This is a genomic window from Shewanella algae (assembly GCF_009183365.2).
GTDB lineage: Bacteria > Pseudomonadota > Gammaproteobacteria > Enterobacterales > Shewanellaceae > Shewanella > Shewanella algae.
This window is the reverse complement of record NZ_CP068230.1, coordinates 2,596,477-2,612,991: the sequence shown is the minus strand read 5'-3', so window position 1 is coordinate 2,612,991 and position 16,515 is coordinate 2,596,477. Positions and strand designations below refer to the sequence as shown.

18 protein-coding genes are annotated in these 16,515 nt (G+C 48.8%); 7 read left to right on the top strand and 11 right to left on the bottom strand.

Annotated features, from left to right (window positions below; genetic code table 11):
* The first annotated feature begins 150 nt into the window (after positions 1-150).
* The 7 genes from E1N14_RS11620 (at position 151) to E1N14_RS11590 (ending at position 7,425) form a co-directional block, all read left to right on the top strand.
* Positions 151-1,659 carry an EAL domain-containing protein gene (locus E1N14_RS11620; protein WP_062793446.1) on the top strand — a complete coding sequence of 503 codons (1,509 nt, stop codon included), beginning with the start codon at positions 151-153 and terminating at the stop codon, positions 1,657-1,659.
* Positions 1,659-3,527, top strand: coding sequence for a VRR-NUC domain-containing protein (locus E1N14_RS11615; protein ID WP_025010273.1), 1,869 nt, complete (start codon positions 1,659-1,661; stop codon positions 3,525-3,527). Before E1N14_RS11620 ends, E1N14_RS11615 begins: the two co-directional genes overlap by 1 nt.
* Before the next feature lie 165 nt (positions 3,528-3,692).
* Positions 3,693-4,226 carry a PepSY-associated TM helix domain-containing protein gene (locus tag E1N14_RS11610; RefSeq protein WP_371872579.1) on the top strand — a complete coding sequence of 178 codons (534 nt, stop codon included), beginning with the start codon at positions 3,693-3,695 and terminating at the stop codon, positions 4,224-4,226.
* Between the two features lie 70 nt (positions 4,227-4,296).
* Entirely contained in the window at positions 4,297-4,830 is a 534-nt protein-coding gene (locus tag E1N14_RS11605; RefSeq protein WP_025010275.1) for a DUF2271 domain-containing protein, read from the top strand.
* A 3-nt stretch (positions 4,831-4,833) separates the two neighbouring features.
* On the top strand, positions 4,834-5,658 hold the full coding sequence (locus E1N14_RS11600) for a DUF4198 domain-containing protein (RefSeq protein WP_025010276.1): 825 nt from the start codon (positions 4,834-4,836) through the stop codon (positions 5,656-5,658).
* A gap of 192 nt (positions 5,659-5,850) precedes the next feature.
* Positions 5,851-6,924, top strand: a complete 1,074-nt coding sequence (locus E1N14_RS11595) for a hypothetical protein (RefSeq protein ID WP_025010277.1) — start codon at positions 5,851-5,853, stop codon at positions 6,922-6,924.
* A 189-nt stretch (positions 6,925-7,113) separates the two neighbouring features.
* Positions 7,114-7,425, top strand: coding sequence for a hypothetical protein (locus tag E1N14_RS11590; protein ID WP_025010278.1), 312 nt, complete (start codon positions 7,114-7,116; stop codon positions 7,423-7,425).
* A 120-nt stretch (positions 7,426-7,545) separates the two neighbouring features.
* Here E1N14_RS11590 and E1N14_RS11585 read toward each other — a convergent pair whose 3' ends face one another.
* The 11 genes from E1N14_RS11585 to hypB all read right to left on the bottom strand — a co-directional run bounded on the left by E1N14_RS11585 (position 7,546) and on the right by hypB (position 16,510).
* On the bottom strand, positions 7,546-7,878 hold the full coding sequence (locus E1N14_RS11585; RefSeq protein ID WP_144128425.1) for a hypothetical protein: 333 nt from the start codon (positions 7,876-7,878) through the stop codon (positions 7,546-7,548).
* Positions 7,879-8,097: 219 nt separating this feature from the next.
* Positions 8,098-8,874: a hypothetical protein gene (locus tag E1N14_RS11580; RefSeq protein ID WP_025010280.1), complete on the bottom strand. Its 777-nt coding sequence runs from the start codon at positions 8,872-8,874 to the stop codon at positions 8,098-8,100.
* Positions 8,875-9,246: 372 nt separating this feature from the next.
* Entirely contained in the window at positions 9,247-10,260 is a 1,014-nt protein-coding gene (locus E1N14_RS11575) for a suppressor of fused domain protein (protein ID WP_062793447.1), read from the bottom strand.
* 210 nt (positions 10,261-10,470) lie between these two features.
* A complete protein-coding gene (locus E1N14_RS11570) occupies positions 10,471-11,109 on the bottom strand; it encodes a hypothetical protein (RefSeq protein ID WP_025010281.1) in 639 nt (212 codons plus the stop codon).
* Between the two features lie 189 nt (positions 11,110-11,298).
* Positions 11,299-11,742 carry a DUF2000 domain-containing protein gene (locus E1N14_RS11565; RefSeq protein WP_025010282.1) on the bottom strand — a complete coding sequence of 148 codons (444 nt, stop codon included), beginning with the start codon at positions 11,740-11,742 and terminating at the stop codon, positions 11,299-11,301.
* A 36-nt stretch (positions 11,743-11,778) separates the two neighbouring features.
* Entirely contained in the window at positions 11,779-12,294 is a 516-nt protein-coding gene (locus tag E1N14_RS11560) for an SF0329 family protein (protein WP_025010283.1), read from the bottom strand.
* A gap of 654 nt (positions 12,295-12,948) precedes the next feature.
* Complete coding sequence (gene hypA / locus E1N14_RS11555; RefSeq protein WP_025010284.1) at positions 12,949-13,296, bottom strand: hydrogenase maturation nickel metallochaperone HypA; 348 nt, start codon at positions 13,294-13,296, stop codon at positions 12,949-12,951.
* Positions 13,296-14,300 carry a hydrogenase expression/formation protein HypE gene (gene hypE / locus E1N14_RS11550; RefSeq protein ID WP_062793448.1) on the bottom strand — a complete coding sequence of 335 codons (1,005 nt, stop codon included), beginning with the start codon at positions 14,298-14,300 and terminating at the stop codon, positions 13,296-13,298. The genes hypA and hypE overlap by 1 nt, the downstream gene beginning before the upstream one ends.
* Positions 14,300-15,424 carry a hydrogenase formation protein HypD gene (gene hypD, locus E1N14_RS11545; protein WP_025010285.1) on the bottom strand — a complete coding sequence of 375 codons (1,125 nt, stop codon included), beginning with the start codon at positions 15,422-15,424 and terminating at the stop codon, positions 14,300-14,302. Before hypD ends, hypE begins: the two co-directional genes overlap by 1 nt.
* Entirely contained in the window at positions 15,411-15,659 is a 249-nt protein-coding gene (locus E1N14_RS11540; RefSeq protein WP_025010286.1) for a HypC/HybG/HupF family hydrogenase formation chaperone, read from the bottom strand. Before E1N14_RS11540 ends, hypD begins: the two co-directional genes overlap by 14 nt.
* Positions 15,659-16,510, bottom strand: coding sequence for a hydrogenase nickel incorporation protein HypB (gene hypB, locus E1N14_RS11535; RefSeq protein WP_025010287.1), 852 nt, complete (start codon positions 16,508-16,510; stop codon positions 15,659-15,661). The genes E1N14_RS11540 and hypB overlap by 1 nt, the downstream gene beginning before the upstream one ends.
* Positions 16,511-16,515 lie beyond the last annotated feature (5 nt).

The following is a 16,515-nucleotide window of genomic DNA, read 5'->3' as shown; positions in this document are numbered from 1 at the left end:
TTCAGTGGCTTACCTAAATTGCCCCAGGCCGTTTCCCCTGCTCAGACTGCAAAGGGTTTTGCCGCACAGTAGGGTATTTGCTGCCTGCGTCATTGTATCTGGCGCTCTGGCTGGGTATAAGGGAAGTGACATTCTACAAGGACGATAATCATGAAGGCTGTATCCGAGAACAAACGGGTTTTGCTGCTGTTGCTGTTACCTGTTGTTCTCTTGCTGTTGTCATCGGAGTTATTGCTAAGGCCAGTGACCTCAGTAATAGTCAAAAATCAGTTCAAACTCATGGAAGAGTATCTTAGCCAGAGACAGCGTTCCATCAATGACATTATTCTCCATCAAGTACCTGAGTTTCATTTTGATTGTGGCCCGCAAGACGCAAAATTATTGCGGGCACCTGAAAACTATAATCGCTATTTTCGGGTGATGGGGATAAAAACCAAAACCGGCATGGGCTGCAGTTCGCTTGGCTCGGATTTACTATTGCCGGATCTTCCCAGTGACACCCCCATAGGGCAGGGCTTTGGCCTAACCACTACAGGTGCCATGCATGACACCGAGCAGGAACTCTTGGTTTATTTCAGAAGTAATGGCAATACCGCTTACTGGATTTTGGACAGCAGTTGGATCCGTGAAATTATCAATCTTCCCTGCCGCGATTGTTTTTACATAGAGTTTCTGCATCATGCTCCAGGCTCCGAAGGGCTGGTATTTGAGCGCGGCAATCCCTCGGTACCCAAAGAATCCCATGTGCATTTTCTCAGTGTGATGGACACGCAGCATCAGGTGGAGCAAAAACTCTGGTTTGGAAAGAAACTCGATGATTACGCCAGAGAAAAGATCTTGGTTTACGGTTTACCCTTGAGCATTTTGCTCGGAGTGCTGCTGGCCGGGGCTTATTGGCTTTATCTGAGTTACCACAGTTCGCTCAAGAGTATGCTCCAAAGGGGAATTGCCCGGCAGGAGTTTATCCCTTTCTATCAACCCATAGTCGATATTAATCAGGGCAAAATTGTCGGTTATGAAGTCCTGGTGCGCTGGAAGAAGGGCAAGGAGTTTATCCCCCCGGCCGCCTTTGTAGAGCATGCCGAAGCCTGTGGCCTGATCATTCCCATTACCGAATCTTTGCTGCAGCAGGTACTGCAACAACTGCCGGAGCTTGAGAGCGGCACTTGGGTAAGTATCAACCTGGTGGCAGAACATCTGGAGCAGGCTCATGTCAGTCGTGTGCTGCAACAGCATAATTGGCCGGAGCCGGACAGACTTAAATTTGAGATCACCGAACGCTTGCCCATTGCAGACATTGACGCCGCCAAGCAGGAAATCGCCAAGCTGACAGAGAGGGGATACAGCTTTAAAATTGATGACTTCGGCACCGGATATGGCGGCTTTAAGTATATTCAAGCCTTGGGGATCGACAGCATCAAGATAGATAAGATGTTTACCGATACCATAGGCACCAATGATCTCAAGCGTGGTGTGCTGGATGCCATTATCGCCTTTGGTATGGAGTCAGAGCTTGAGATGATAGTCGAAGGCGTGGAGACGGCGGAGCAGGTGGAGTACCTCAAAAAGCGCGGTATATTCCTGCTGCAGGGATACTATTTCGCCCGCCCCATGCCGGTTGAAGAACTGAAAACCGTGAAATCAGACGAAGTTCCCTAATGGCAGAAACCTTAGCGGCAAAAACCTTAGTGAAACCGGCCACTCTTGAACTTGCAAGCGATTATTACCTGAGCAATTTTGAACTCTTGCTGGAGGGTAGCCGCCGCTATCTGGATATTTTGCCAAGCGAGCTTGCCAGGTTACGCGCGGCGTACCTTGCCTGCACCAAGCCTTCGCGGATGTTGCTGGTGCGTCTCTTGTCCCGCAAGGGCGAGTGGTTTCGCACCGATAAGCTTAACTACCCGGAAATAGGGGGCCTGGAGCCAGCGATAAAGGGGCTTGAGCAAGCGGAGCTCATTAGCACTTCATCATTGCCAAATACTGAAACCTGGCTCAAAGGGGTTACCCTCACAGAGCTGCGCCGGGCGCTTCTCAAACTGCAACAGAGTCGAGCCTCGGAGGGCGAGAATAGTCTTGGGGGGCTGGTCGATATTGCGCAGCATCTAGGTAAAAGCATAAATGGTGCCTCAAAGGAGACGCTGAAACGTACCTTGCTGGCGCTCGGGCCCCAAGACTCACAGTTATTGATTGGCGAACTGAACTCTGAGCTGGGCATAGAATGGATTGAGCTTAAATGCCAGCGGCTTCTCGATGGCCTATTGCTGCTCTATTTTAGCAACCGTTATCAGGATCTGAGCCAGTTTGTGCTCAGCGATCTGGGCTTGCAGCGCTTTGAAGTCACTGTGCTGGACAAGGCCCACCGCGCCTATGACAGCCCAGAGCAGCTTAACGCCGCGTTGGCATTTGGCCATATGAGTCAGCAGATAGAAGAGGCGATACTAGCCAAACAGCCGCTGGATATTCCATTGCTGCTTGAACAGCTTAATGCCATTTCAGCGATGCCCGAGGCTAACCCCTTACTCGAACGGCGCCGGCAAAAACTACTGACTCTGATAGGCCGCGAAGCCGAAAGGCAAGGGCAAACTACTCTTGCCATCAGTGTCTATTCGCAGTGCGAACATTGGCTAGCAAGGGAACGCCTGTGCCGCTGCCTGGAAAAACAGGCTCAGTGGCGGGCTCTGACTCATGCGCTGCTGCACCTTTGCGACCTTGCCGGTAATGAGAGTCAGTGGCAAATCATAGAACGTATTGGCAAACGCCTGCTTAAAAAATTGCCAAATGGCAAAGACAGCAAGTTTGCCTCACCATCAGGCCATAGTGAAGCGCCTGATTCCTTGGCGCTTGATTCTTTGATGTTAAGACTGCAAGCGCTGAAAGAAAATGTACCGGGTAGACTGGGTGCGCTGCCAGCGATAGCTCTGCAACTCACTCCCAATGGTGAACGAGTTGAAATGCGTGTCGCTGCGCACTTTGAAGCGCTCGGTTACCGGGCGTTTTTTCTCGAGAATGCCTTGCTTTGTGGCCTCTTTGGACTCGCCTTTTGGGACATTATTTTTGCCCCCGTTAAGGCGGTATTCGATAATCCATTTCAGCGCAGCCCACGGGATATGTTCACCGAGGAGTTTGTTAGTCGGCGTCAAGAGGCCATCACGGCGCGTCTTGATGAAATCGCTCGGGAGCACGGCGCTGTTATTTGGCGCCATTTTCAGCAAAAGCAAGGACTGGCAAATGATTGGGTTTACTGGGAAAACCTGCCGCAACAGGCGCTGGAACTGACGCTGACGGCACTTTCCGGCGCCAGGCTCGCTCAGGTATTTGAACGTATGCTTGGCGATCTCAAGCATTACCGCAGTGGCCATCCGGATCTTGTGTTATTTGACGCCGAAGGGCGCATCAGTTGGCTTGAAGTCAAAGGCCCGGGCGATAAGTTGGCCGATCATCAAATATACTGGCTCAACTTCCTCAGTGACTTGGGAGAGGCACGGGTTTGCTATGTCGACTGGGCAACGGCCGGCGAGTGTAAATAAGGTAAATAGCATTAAGGCAAGAATGATTGTTATTTAGTATTGGCCAATAACAGTCAATTAACAGGCAGCCCACTGGCGGCCTGTGCTATGTGGGAACCTTAATTGAAGTTCAGAGTCAGCAAGTCATCGCTCCATTTCGCCCGCGTCGTTCATATCTATGTTTCCATGGCACTGCTGCTGTTGATGCTGTTCTTTGCCTTTACCGGTATTACTCTCAATCATCCGGACTGGTTTATCCGCCAGGGCGGAGAAAGCCTGGCATCGGAAGAAGCCCTGCCGGGATTTTTGTTGCCGGTGAATAGTGAAGACCCGGATTGGCGCGAAGCCACTGCGCATTGGCTCAGTAGCCACTGGGGAGTGGATGGTCACAGTGCCGAGTTCAGTGAAGATGAAGTGGCGCTGGTGCACAAGGGGCCGGGGCGCTATCAGAGCATTACCCTGGATCTGCTGGACGGGAAAGCCTATGTCGAGCAGATAGATTATGGTCTTATCGCAGTACTCAATGATCTGCATAAGGGGCGTAACAGCGGCACCCTGTGGGTCTGGCTGCTGGATCTTTGTTCAATTCTCATCATCCTGTTTTCCCTGACCGGTGCTTTCCTGCTGTTGCCTCAGAGCCGTAGATTGAAAAAATCCTTACTGGCCATGGTCGGTGTCAGCAGTGCCTGTGCCCTTATCTATCTGCTGTTTGTTCCCTGAGTTCAAAGTGACAGACGGCAAAGCATGAACTAGTACCCCCTACCTTTGGTGTGTTGTGAATGGAGAATGTATGAGTGGCAAACCTTTGAAAACCAGATTGTCTCTGTCCTTGGCGGTATTACTGAGTAGCAGCTTAACCCTGGGGCAGGCCCAAGCCGATTCGCTGGAGATTAATCTGACACTGCCGGAAATCACCACGGGCCAATACCACAGGCCTTACACAGCCGTGTGGGTGGAAGATGCCAAAGGGCAGAGCGTGCGAACTTTGAGCCTTTGGGTTATGCAGGAAGGCGAGGGGTACAAGTGGCTGAAAGACATTCGTCGCTGGTGGCGCAAGGCCGGGCGGGATGACATGAACTTTGTCGATGCCATTGCGTCGGCAACACGGCCTGCGGGCAAGTATCCCATCAGCTGGGACCTCAAAGATGACCAAGGGGGCCAGGTTGCCAACGGTAAATATACCTTGCTGGTGGAGGTGGTACGTGAGCACGGTGGCCGGGATTTGGTACGACACAAATTTCAGCTCGACGGCAAGCCTTTCAAAGCTGAAATAGCGCCCACCATAGAAACCGGCACGATTAGCCTTCAATACCTAGTGGAGTAAAAGATGATGAAAACAAGCAAACTCTTGTTGGCCCTGGGGGCCTGTCTGTTGGCACAAACGGCGCAGGCCCATGACAGATTTATACTGCCCAGCCAGTTCAATGTCTCTGCCGATCCCGGCAAAGGTGTGTGGATCACTTCAGATGTCAGCGCCAGTAACGAAGTCTTCCTGTTTGATAAACCTTTTGGATCTGAAGATGTGCAAATCATCACGCCGTCCGGCACCAAGGAGCGACCATCCTCGAGCTACCGCGGCAGCCGTAAGTCTGTGTTTGACTATCGCCTGACCGAAGACGGTACCTACAGATTCGAGAAAGAGACCCAGCCAAGATATATGTCGCGCTATAAGCTCAAGGGCCAGCAAGACAGCGTCCGTAGCCGTACTGACAAGCAAACCACCAAGGCGATGATGCCCAAAGGGGCGTACGATCTCGAAGGGGCGCTGTATTTCTCACGAGTCGAGTCCTATGTCACCCTCAACAAGCCAAGTGACAAGGCTTTTGAAGTAAAAGGGGAATATCTGGAACTCAAACCCTTGACCCATCCGGCTGACATCGTCGAGCAGGAACCCACTGAGCTGCAATTCTATTTCCAGGGTAAGGTGATTGCCGGTGTGGAAGTTGCGATTGTGAAAGAAGGCACGCTTTACCGTAACCAGAAACAGGAATTGACGCTGACCTCAGACAAAGAAGGCAAGGTGAGTTTTGAACTGCCGAGCGCCGGCCGCTATATGTTGCATGCATCATTCGAGCAACCTAACGCCGACACTCGTCTTGCGGATAAGACAGTCAGTGAAATTTTCCTCACTTTCGAGGCCGGTCTGCAATAACCTAAATAGTCCGAAGCAGGCACTTTCAAGGCCTATCACCTTGTGAGTGCCTGTCAGCATGGGGAGTTAAGCCCAAGCGTGCGCAGCTTGCCCAGGTTCGCATTTTGCTTGAATGCCAGGTGCAAGCCATTGCTTTTCTTCGAATCATCCCCTAGGCTGCCAGCTTTCGATCATCAGGATAAGGAAACAGGGATGGCAGTCAAAACCTTTGTTTATGCTTCTGCGTTGTTAATGGCCAGCACCTGCGCCTATGCCAGTCAAGATGGCATGACCAAGCAAGAAAGCAGGCTTATGGCCGGTGTATGGCAGGGCACTTTGGGAAAGACGCAGATCCGCGCCTGCATTAACGAATATGGCGATTCAGGTAGCTATTATTATTTGAAATACTTGACGCCTATCAGCCTGGAATTCAAAGACAACCATTTCCAGGAGCAAGATGACAGCGGTCGTTGGCGACTCTCTCTTCAAGATGATCAGTTACAGGGCACTTGGTATCTGGCGCAAAGGGATAAAACCTTACCTATCAGCCTCAGCCGAGTCACTGCCGCCGATGGCGCAACAGACTGCAGCAGCGAAGCCTATAATCAGGCCTTGGAAACCCGGCCCCAAATAAAGCGCGGTGCCTGGCAAAGTTTCAACAACGCCTTGGAATTTCGTGAGCTTACCTACGGTGGTGAGATGGGGCTTGAACTTCGGGGCGCGCAAGCCGGGCTGAATAAAATCAATCATTGGCTTAAACAACGCCTTACCAGCGTTGAGTTGCTTGAACTCTATTACGAAACTCGCAGAGACTTTCTCGGGCGCATGGGCACAGCTTTCAGCGACGAAACCGGTGTAGAGCTGAGTTTTGCTAACGACACCTGGCTCAGTGTCAGATTCTACCGTTGGGCCGCAGGGCATGGCGCCAGCGGAATATCGATTAACTATACCAATTTTGATCTTAATACAGGTGAGCGTTTTCACCCTTGGCAATGGTTTTACGATACTGACCCCGATAAGCAGACACATCAGTTGCCATCTGGGCTGCAGGCCAAATGGTTCCCAACTGGTGAACAAGAGGAAGATCCCGAGTTCGATTGTGGTAGTACAGAATATGGTGCAAAGGGCTATTACCACTTAACTCTGGAAACCCAGGATGGGCTGGATGGGCTCAGATTCTGGGAATATCCTCGCGGTAACGGCTGCGAAAATGAATTCTTTTTACCTTTGAGTGACGTGGCGCCTTATCTCAATCAAACTGGTCGCCAGCAACTGGGATTGAAGTAACTGCGTGAGTCAAAGCGTAATTTCTCTGATGTTTTTTCAGGTATTGTTCAGACCAGCTTTTCCATAGGCGGGCAAACTGTGCTGAGGTTTAACGTCGTCACTCACCTTGACTCTGACCATAGGGATAGATAAAAAATAGTAAAGGTTTACGGGTAGGGAAGCCATTTCATCGAAAACAAGGAGAATGTGATGCAAGGATTAAAGGGATTTTTATTATCTTCTCTGTTGGCATTGCTGGTGGGTTGCAGTTGGGCTGCCTTGGCGGGCATTGTTGGATTACTCCTGTTGCCTTCCATGTTTCCATCCAAGAGTTGGTTGGATCTGACCTATATGGTGGTGGGGACTATTTTAATGCTACAAGCACTGATAGCCGGTTGCTGGGCAGGTTGGCTGAGGGGGAGTGGTGTACTGATTAGGCACACTTTTGCCAAAGATTCGTTCTGGAAAACCAATCTATTTAGTGCCGGAGCGATATTATTGTTGTTCCTGGTGTTGCATTAGAAGAGGTTAGAATCTCAGCAGCAATAGGTTGGCTTGATAGGATAGCTAGTAAGCACAACCTTTGACTTGATTTATCTTTATTAACTTACCGTTACGGCCAAAGAAACCCTGAAGGCAGGGTTATTGCCAGACGCAAGTATCGTCCAACTGGGATTCAGGGTCCATGTTGAATTCATAAACCTTATTTTTATTTTTCGGTTTATATTCAAAACGGTAAAAATTTGCCCCTTGAACAACAATGGTATAGTTTCCAGATGTCATTCCATCGACCTTTTCCAGGTATTTATAGGTATATTCGTAGGGTCTCCCTTCGGTGATTTCTATGCCTTCAAGACTCGTTTGCTCAAGCTTGATGACATCTGAGCCATTTTTATACCAAACCAGGGACTCTTTGCTCTCTTCATTGCCAAAGGAAAAAGCCAAGTATATTGGATGGGCTTCATCTTGAGACACGAAGCAATACCAATCAGTGGCATGTGCTTTGGTACAGGGAGTCGATATAAGGAGCATAAAAGGAACTAGCAGCTTCAGACCTTTGGGGAAGCCATTGCACTTGCTCGCTGGAGCTCTATACTTGTTGTTCATGTTGAGTTCGTTTCCAAGATAGATCTAATTGAGCCAAATAGACAATGGCTCTCTGCTTACTGATATGAGCGCTTCTTTGACAATTGTCTAATGAGAAAATATTTGCGCCGCAGCCGGCATGTTCAAATCGATGAATATAGCTTGCATCTGCTTAAAATCTATATCCAGGTTACTATTTTTTATATCATCAAGAGCTGCAAGGTAGAGGCTTTCATAGTCTTCATCTTCCAGGTAGTTTTCAGAGATATATTCCCAATACTCTTGATCATAAAGAATTGCTATATCAAAATCATCAGTGTAGAAGTATTTAGCTGCAGGAGGAACATTTTCGAAGCACTCTTGATATAACCAATCATGGTCGGACGTTCCTGGTAGATTGCAATTTACATTCAACATTTCTAGCAGGTACTTTATCAAGTAAATTTGAGTTGCATCTGTGCTGGATTCACCAAAAGAATCTGAGTTTATGATCTGATCTAGCGCTTGCTCCAAGATCTCATCAGTTACAGTAAAATGCTGAGTGATAAATTCTAGATACTCTTTCTGATTATTTCGGCAGCCCATAAGTAGGAACATGTTGTGATCTAGCGGAAATTTATTCTCAACGAGTTTTTTGAAAACATAAAAACTGTTCTCATACTGTGTTATTGTGAATATCCCTTCAGGGAAATCAACTTTGAGCTGTTCAGGGTGGAAATGATTCAGGAATGCTCCAATGCAGTCTTCCTTTAAATAATGTTCTATATCACTCATCAATAGTTGAAGAAAGATGACCTTCTTTTCTTCATTGTTTTTAAACGGGTAGTTGTTTAGTAAATACTCAAAGTCAGCTAGTACTTGCGTGGAAATAACATCGTACCACATGTCATCATAGCTATAGCACTTTAATTTATCAGCTTCTTTCTGATAGCGTTAATTAATTGTTCGTTATTCATGGTTTTTCTTTATGATATATGGATAGTGAAATATAGCAGCATCTTTAACTTGGCAACTATTGGTGGCAATGCTAAATTATTCTAACTTTGGATTTCAATGATACAGTCATCTGTGCTTCTGCAAGCGCCTCGGGGCTCAAGGCTCAAGCTTCATTCGCAGTAGGTACACTGACAACAAGCACAGGCTGTTAATAAGGTGTCCTCAATGTATCTCAATGAGAACACCTTAATTACTTTCAGTGCGGGTAGCTGGGCTGTTAACCGACTTGTGTCAAGAGTCAAATAAAGCCAGAGCTACCTATTACCACACTTCAATTCTAGTTGATATCCCGGCTTCGCCATCAGCTACAATGTCGATACTTTCCGGTATAAAACTATCTGCTTGATAATTCGGTGAGGCCGAGTAGTTACTTATGTTTCCTTGCTGGGCCAGCTCCATGACCTGTTGATCGAACACTTTTTTGCTCAGTGAGGCCGTCTTTGGTAGATAGACCACATTCATTGGGTCGTCCTGACCACCAAACTCCAATGGGAAGAGATAGGTTTTTCGTAACATACCTTGAGCTGCGAGCTCTTCTGCCTGTTCTCGATTGTCTATGTCCGAGTAGTTAATGGAAGCGGGATTTAACACCGAAGGTCTGTTAATGACACTGACTTGCTTATCGTTCGATGCAAGGAGTTTGGCTAACAGCTTGTCTCGACCGTTTTTCATTGACCAGGCCATCTCATCGTCAGTAATCACAGTCGCTATCAGTAGTTGGCCTTCACCATTAGGTAATGTGAAGCTACCTGGCAGCGGACTGTGTGCCTGGGTAATAAGTACATTGACGTAATCGCCGTCTCCCACCATGACATCTTCAATAGTTAGGCCGTTGTACTTTTTGACTCTTCCCAAAAGGTCTGCATCGTTAAGCATTTCCGCATTGACGGCCCATTGCAACAAACCTAGTGGCCAATCTGCCTCGCCTTGGGTAATTACTATAATTTCGTATCCATAACCCGGCCGCTCAGGATAGACAGGAACTGTTTCTTTTTTTGTCAGAGTCAGCTCAATGTTACCATCTGTTTGATTAATGTTTTGGGGCAAGTACTGGGTTGGCATATCCGGGTTGGTTAAACCAAAAGTGGTGTAAAGCCATAGGTCGTCACCCAATTCGCTGGCTTTAGACTTAAACAAGCCACCACCTGGCCATACACCTGTCATATGACCCAGTTTAAGGATCTCATCTGGGAACAGACCGAATTTCTTTTCGAATACAGCCGTTCTAGCGTCATATACGTTATCCCATAATATCTCTTGGTTTACTTCTGTCACTATATTACCTCCTTTTAATAAATTTTGACTTCATTTGTTATCGAAAATATCAGTCCAAAAATGTATCTTATTATCTTTTACTTTTATATGTTCAAATAGATGTTTATATTTAACCTGCCGTCTTAATTTGAACATCTATTTGCAATCGATCACTATCAAAAATAGCTCAATAGGGTTGTGGGGGATTATCTCTTAGATGCAATACTAAACTTAGCAAAAATATATTGCTGTTTTGTTTTCTATGCTCTCGCTTGCGGCCTCATATAGGGCAATCCAAACACAGTATTCCCGATAAAAGTTGCCCTCGTTGTCGGCTAATTCATTGATTTTATCTGCCTCGGAATCTGAAAGTTGACCGTCTTTCAGTATAATGTTTAACTTGGGTGCAATAAAAATGAGTTCCTCAAGGAGTTTGTAACTAGAGCCTAATGCACCACCTGGGATCCTATCCTCATCATCAAATATTATTTCATCAAACTTAATAGGTAAGTAAAACCCGTCACAGTCTGAATGGCAAAGTAAGTGACTTTCCAGCATAGAGGATACTTCTTCAATGGCAGGATCATCCGTGGGGTCTTCATCCTCCTTTACGGGAGCCGGTACCCAGTTTGGATCAGTTTCGACTTGAGCGTAGAATCTTCTTAGATAGTGAATAAAAGAGTAGGGAAATGAATCACATTGGGCTCTATTTTTCAGTTTTGTCAAAATCTTGGGCTCATGATGCAGTTCGATTCCATTCTCTGCAAGCACTTCATTTAAAGCTGCGAAAGTGTCACCTAACCACTCGGCCTGGCTTGGATCTTCTTTCAACAAGTCCGCATAAGTGCCAACTTTGATTGCCAATCCCATATTAACTTCCTTTTGTGTGTTTTCATTGATAAATAGCCTCTGATTATCCGACATTACAGAGTTGAACCGCCAAGCTTCTCAACTGTTACAGCGGGCTATTAATGTGGCTTTACGCCATGCCTGCAGGTTGTCGTGTAGTGCTCCGCACCCGATATGCTCTATTAAATTCCATATAGCTCCAAAAAACTGCTATTTGAATAAACTGAACTTACCGGTAAACTCTTTAAGCACTGTCGTATCACCGAACATACAAATACCAAAGTATTCCAGATCTTGCTCGGATGTTTCAGCCGTTGTTTTTACCTGCTCGGCGGATTTTCCTACTATCATGGTGTTTGTAAAGTCAGTGAATGGGATATTTCGTTGCAGGAGTTCTTCACGGACTTTTCTGATCTTGTTCGAATTGTCAGCCTTAAGAACGATAAATGGATAATGGGATATTGATGGATGAATACCTTCTTCCTTATCCCGATATTGCAGAAAACAGAGTCTGTCTAAGTCATTTACTTCAGCGACCAGTCCGGCTGTCATATGACCCAGCGCATTGTACAGGCGCCCCATATCAACTTTTTTATTTAGTACGGCGACAAATCGTTTTGTGTTTTCATCTGGTAGAGAGGTGAAATCAATCATGAAGTTTCCTGGTTTTTAAGGGAGGTATCTAGCTTGTTATCCGGAAATAGCTTTAAATTTTTGGGAAAGGTCAGCTGCCTCTGCCTTTATACGAAAATCTGCAAAGTAAATAACCATTGGATGAGGGTCCTTTAGCATTTCATTGACCTTAGCCTTACCTAGTTTACGATGAAGAACACCTATGACACGCAATAGCGGATGTTCAGATTTAATACAATCATGAGCGGATAGGCTCAATGACTCGAAACATATAATTTTGAAGTCATAACTGCTGAACTCACCTGCTTCATATAAACTCCCCACAGTTCTTTCTAAGCCATCTACTGATTTATGTTTCAGGCAATCTGTTGGGGTTAACTCATGAAAATATGCCCCTTGTTCCGACCAAGACTCATAATCAGTAAGACTTATGCCTTGCTTGCCATCAATGACAACCCAACTTCGAGCAACTTCACCTTGTCGTCGATAAGAAGTTGTAAATATTTCAATTCTGCCTTTGATGGATTCAGCAAAATTTTCTTCAACTCGCTTTTTAAGTTTTGACCATTGCATAATTTCTACTTTTGGCAGTTGAAAGGTGTATACGCGCTTTAAATATATTGTTTGCTAATTCAGTAAATAACGGTTTTAAGGTGTTGACTATATACTCAAAACTATTCCTTAATAGCAATAAATATAATGATTCCCTATGCAAGCAAGTGTCGGTTGCCGTGTTTCTCACGGATTAGTTAAGCCAGAGCCACACTGTTTGTTGTGTATTGGTCAAGTTAAGTTGGCCGACACAGGATGAGTTTAATCGTGTAGATTAAGGGCGTCGCGTCTGCGCTTAAATAACTATCTGCTATAAAGTTTCCGCCATAGCTACCGCACGGGCACGAAACTGACTTCGTCCCTGAATTTGCCTGAAGGCGAAATGATGCCAGCCATCCCTGTATTGGCTGTTTTTATAACTAATTGAATTATCATTAGAATAACCAAGTTGGCTTGGCGAAACAAGCCGCAAGTGCAGCCATGGTTTAGAAATGAGACTCTAAAGGCTTTTACTGACGGTAAGACAGTAATGGGGAAGGAGTGATAAAAAGGCCAAAGATATATGGCCAAAGGCATTACCGAACGCGATAGCCTTTGGCCCTAAGTTTTACAGCGTGTAGCTCAATACAGATAGCGGCGTCACACAGATAGTGGCGCCGCTTTGCCTGAGCAGGCTTAATCTGTGATTAACTCGAGTTGCATCAATAGCATATCTTCACCGTCTATGACCCGGGTATCCTGGCTGTGGCAGTGGGGGCAGATGACGGTACGTTCCTCTGGGGTACTTTGCTGCTGGCACCGATTGCAGGAGAGCGTCAGCGGCGCTATGTCGATATCAAGCACGGCTTGGTGGCAGACGCTGTGCTCACGAAAGGTGTTGAAGGCGGTGCGAACCAACTCAGGTTCAACGCCGCTCATGGCGCCTATCTTGATGGCGACCCGAGCAATGCCCTTGGCGCCGTGCTCGGCGGCGAGTTGCTGGCACTGCTCCATCAGGGCGCTGACGATAGAATACTCGTGCATCAACAGATCCTCGGCAACAGCTCGCCCTGTGGCAGATCCAAATAGCGGCGACTGCCCCAGGCCGATTCCAGTACCACTTTACCCGGATGTTGTTCGCCTACTTCGCCTATGATGCAGGCCTGGTCGCAATGACCGAAGCGGCGCATGATTTCGACCGCGCCTTCGGCGAGTTCGCGGGGCAGGGCGACGACAAAGCTGCCTTCGTTGGCGAGATCCCAGGGCTCAAAACCGTAGAGTTCACAGACGCCACGTACCTCATCACAGACGGGAATGGCGGTTTCTCTGAGGGTAATGCCCTTGTTAGAGGCCTTGGCCCACTCGTTGAGCACGGCCGACAAGCCGCCGCGGGTGGCGTCACGCATGGCGTGGATCTCAAGATTGGCGGCGATCAGTTGCTCCACCACATTCCAGAGCACGGCGCAGTCGGAGCTGAGTTCAGACTCCAGCTCCAGCCCTTCACGGGCACTCAGGATGGCGGCGCCGTGACGGCCTATGTCCCGCGAAAGCAAGATGGCATCGCCGTTTCTTAGCGCATGAGCCGAAATGCCCGGCTTGAGAATGCGGCCTACCCCTGAGGTATTGATGAAAATGCCGTCGGCGCAGCCTTTGGGCACTACCTTGGTATCGCCGCAGACGATGCGGGCTCCGCATTGAGACAGGGCATCGGCCATGCTGGCCACTATCTGTTTCAGGCGGCTGATTTCAAAGCCTTCCTCTATGATAAAACCGCAGCTTAAATATTGCGGCTCGGCGCCCATCATAGCTAAGTCGTTGACTGTGCCGGCAATGGCCAGCTTGCCGATGTCGCCGCCTTTGAAGAACAGCGGCGCCACGGTAAATGAGTCTGTAGTAAAGGCGCAATCGCCGCCAAGATGCAAACAGGCGGCGTCTTCTTCGCGTCTGAGAATGGGGTTGTCGAAGGCATCGAAAAACAGCTTGTTGATAAGCTCAGCCATTTCCCGGCCACCGCCGCCATGGCTCAGTTGTACTCGTTTATCGGACATCAGTTTACTCCGGCATATCTGTAATAGGCATTGCAGGCGCCTTCAGAGCTGACCATGCAACTGCCGAGCGGTGTTTGCGGGGTGCAGCCGCGGCCAAATACTTTGCAATCCTTGGGATTGGCCATGCCGCGCAGAATATCGCCGCATTGGCAGGCTTTGTGATCGTCTATCTGTTTCACCGGCAAGCGCTCGGCAAAGCGGCGTTCGGCATCCCTGTGACTGTATTCGGGTTTCAGCATCAGTGCCGAGTCGGCAATGGGGCCAAGGCCGCGCCAACGAAAACTGGGGCGTACCTTAAAGAACTGCTCTACCTTTTGCTGCGCTAATAGATTGCCCTGTTCGCTGACGGCGCGTTGATACTGGTTTTCCAGTTCACAGCGGCCGCTGACTTTCTGTTTGACCAGCGCGAGAATGGATTGCATGACATCCACCGGCTCGAAGCCCGAGACCACCACAGGGGTGTGATAACGTTCCACCGCCGGACGATAGATGCGGGCGCCGCTGATAACGCTGACGTGGGCCGGGCCGATAAAGGCGTTGACCTTGGTCTCGGGGTGGCTCATTACCGCATCTATTGCCGGTGGTACCAGCACATGGTTGATATGAAACAAGAGGTTACTAAGGCCCTTGGCTTCGGCTTGCTCCAGCAGTATCGCCGTCATCGGCGTGGAGGTTTCAAAGCCGATGGCAAAATAGACTATGGTCTTGTCCGGGTTTTCTGCGGCGATTTTCAGCGCATCGAGCGGGGCATAGACGGCGCGGATATCATGGCCTTCGGCGCGCACAGAGGTGAGTGAACCCTTGGAGCCGGGAACCCGGATCATATCGCCCAGGGTCACCAAGATCACATCATCGAGGCGGGCGAGGGCGGCGGCCTGATCTATCCGCTCCTTGGGCATGACACATACCGGGCAACCCGGGCCATGAATGAAATGGATATTTTCCGGCAGCAGCTGCAGCAGGCCATATTTCATTATGGTGTGGGTGTGGCCGCCGCAGACCTCCATGATATTGAGCGGCTCGGCCAGCTTGGGAGCCAGTGCGGTGATTTCCTCGGCCAGATTACGGATAGTGGCCGGGCAGCGAAAGCCGTCGTACAGTTGCCTGAGTTCAAGCTCTGCCATCTTCCGCCTCCAGTTTGGCCGCTATCTCACGGTACAGCGCCAGGCTCTCGGCGGCAGATTCGGCATCTATCTTGTTCATCACAAAGCCGATATGGATAAGCACATAGTCGCCAATGGCAAGCGGTTCATCCAACAGATGACAGCTCACAGTGCGTTTAACCCCCAGGGTTTCCACGGTAACGCTCTGGCTTTCGGGGTGCAGCTCCACTACCTGGGATGGGATAGACAAACACATCAGCAAGCCTCCGAAGTGCGCTCGGTAAAGGCGGCGAGCTGCTTATCCAGCCACTGGGCGACCCGGGTCAAACTGGCGGGATCTTTGGTAGAGACTTCCAATACCTCGGCCTTGGGGTTGAGTTTACTCACCTGGGCGCGGGCCTCGGCGACATCAAAGTCAAAGTAGGGCAGCAGATCGCACTTGGTCAGCAGCACCAGATCGGCGCGGTGGAACATCACAGGATATTTTTCAATCTTGTCGTCGCCCTCGGGGATGGAAACCAGCACAATATTCATGTGGGTGCCCACATCATAACTGGCCGGGCACACCAGGTTGCCGACGTTCTCGACAAAGCAGATATCCATGTTGTCGAGCGCTTGCTGGTGCAGGGCACCGTGCACCATAAAGGCATCCAGGTGGCAGGCGCTGCCGGTTTGGATCTGAATCGCTTCTATGCCCTTGGCCTTGAGGCGGTCGGCATCCCGCGAGGTTTCCAGATCGCCTTCAATGACGCAGTATTTTTTGTCTGTATAGGCACCGAGATGCTCCAGCAGGCTGGTTTTGCCACTGCCGGGGCTACTCATGATATTGAAGGCCATCACCCCGTGGGATTCGAAGTGTTCACGGTTGTGCTGGGCTTCGATATCGTTTTTGTCGAGGATCTTGTGGATCACCGACAGTGTCTTGCTGTCGTTCAGCTGCGGGTTGGTGTGTACTGTGCCTTGGCTATGAGAATGGCTGTGAGAGTGCTCATGGGAATGGCCATGAGAGTGACTGTGATTGTGATCGTGTCCGTGAGAATGACCATGCTCGTGAGAATGATGCCCGCCGTTGCCCCTGGGCAGTGAACATCCGCAATCTTTACACATAATGA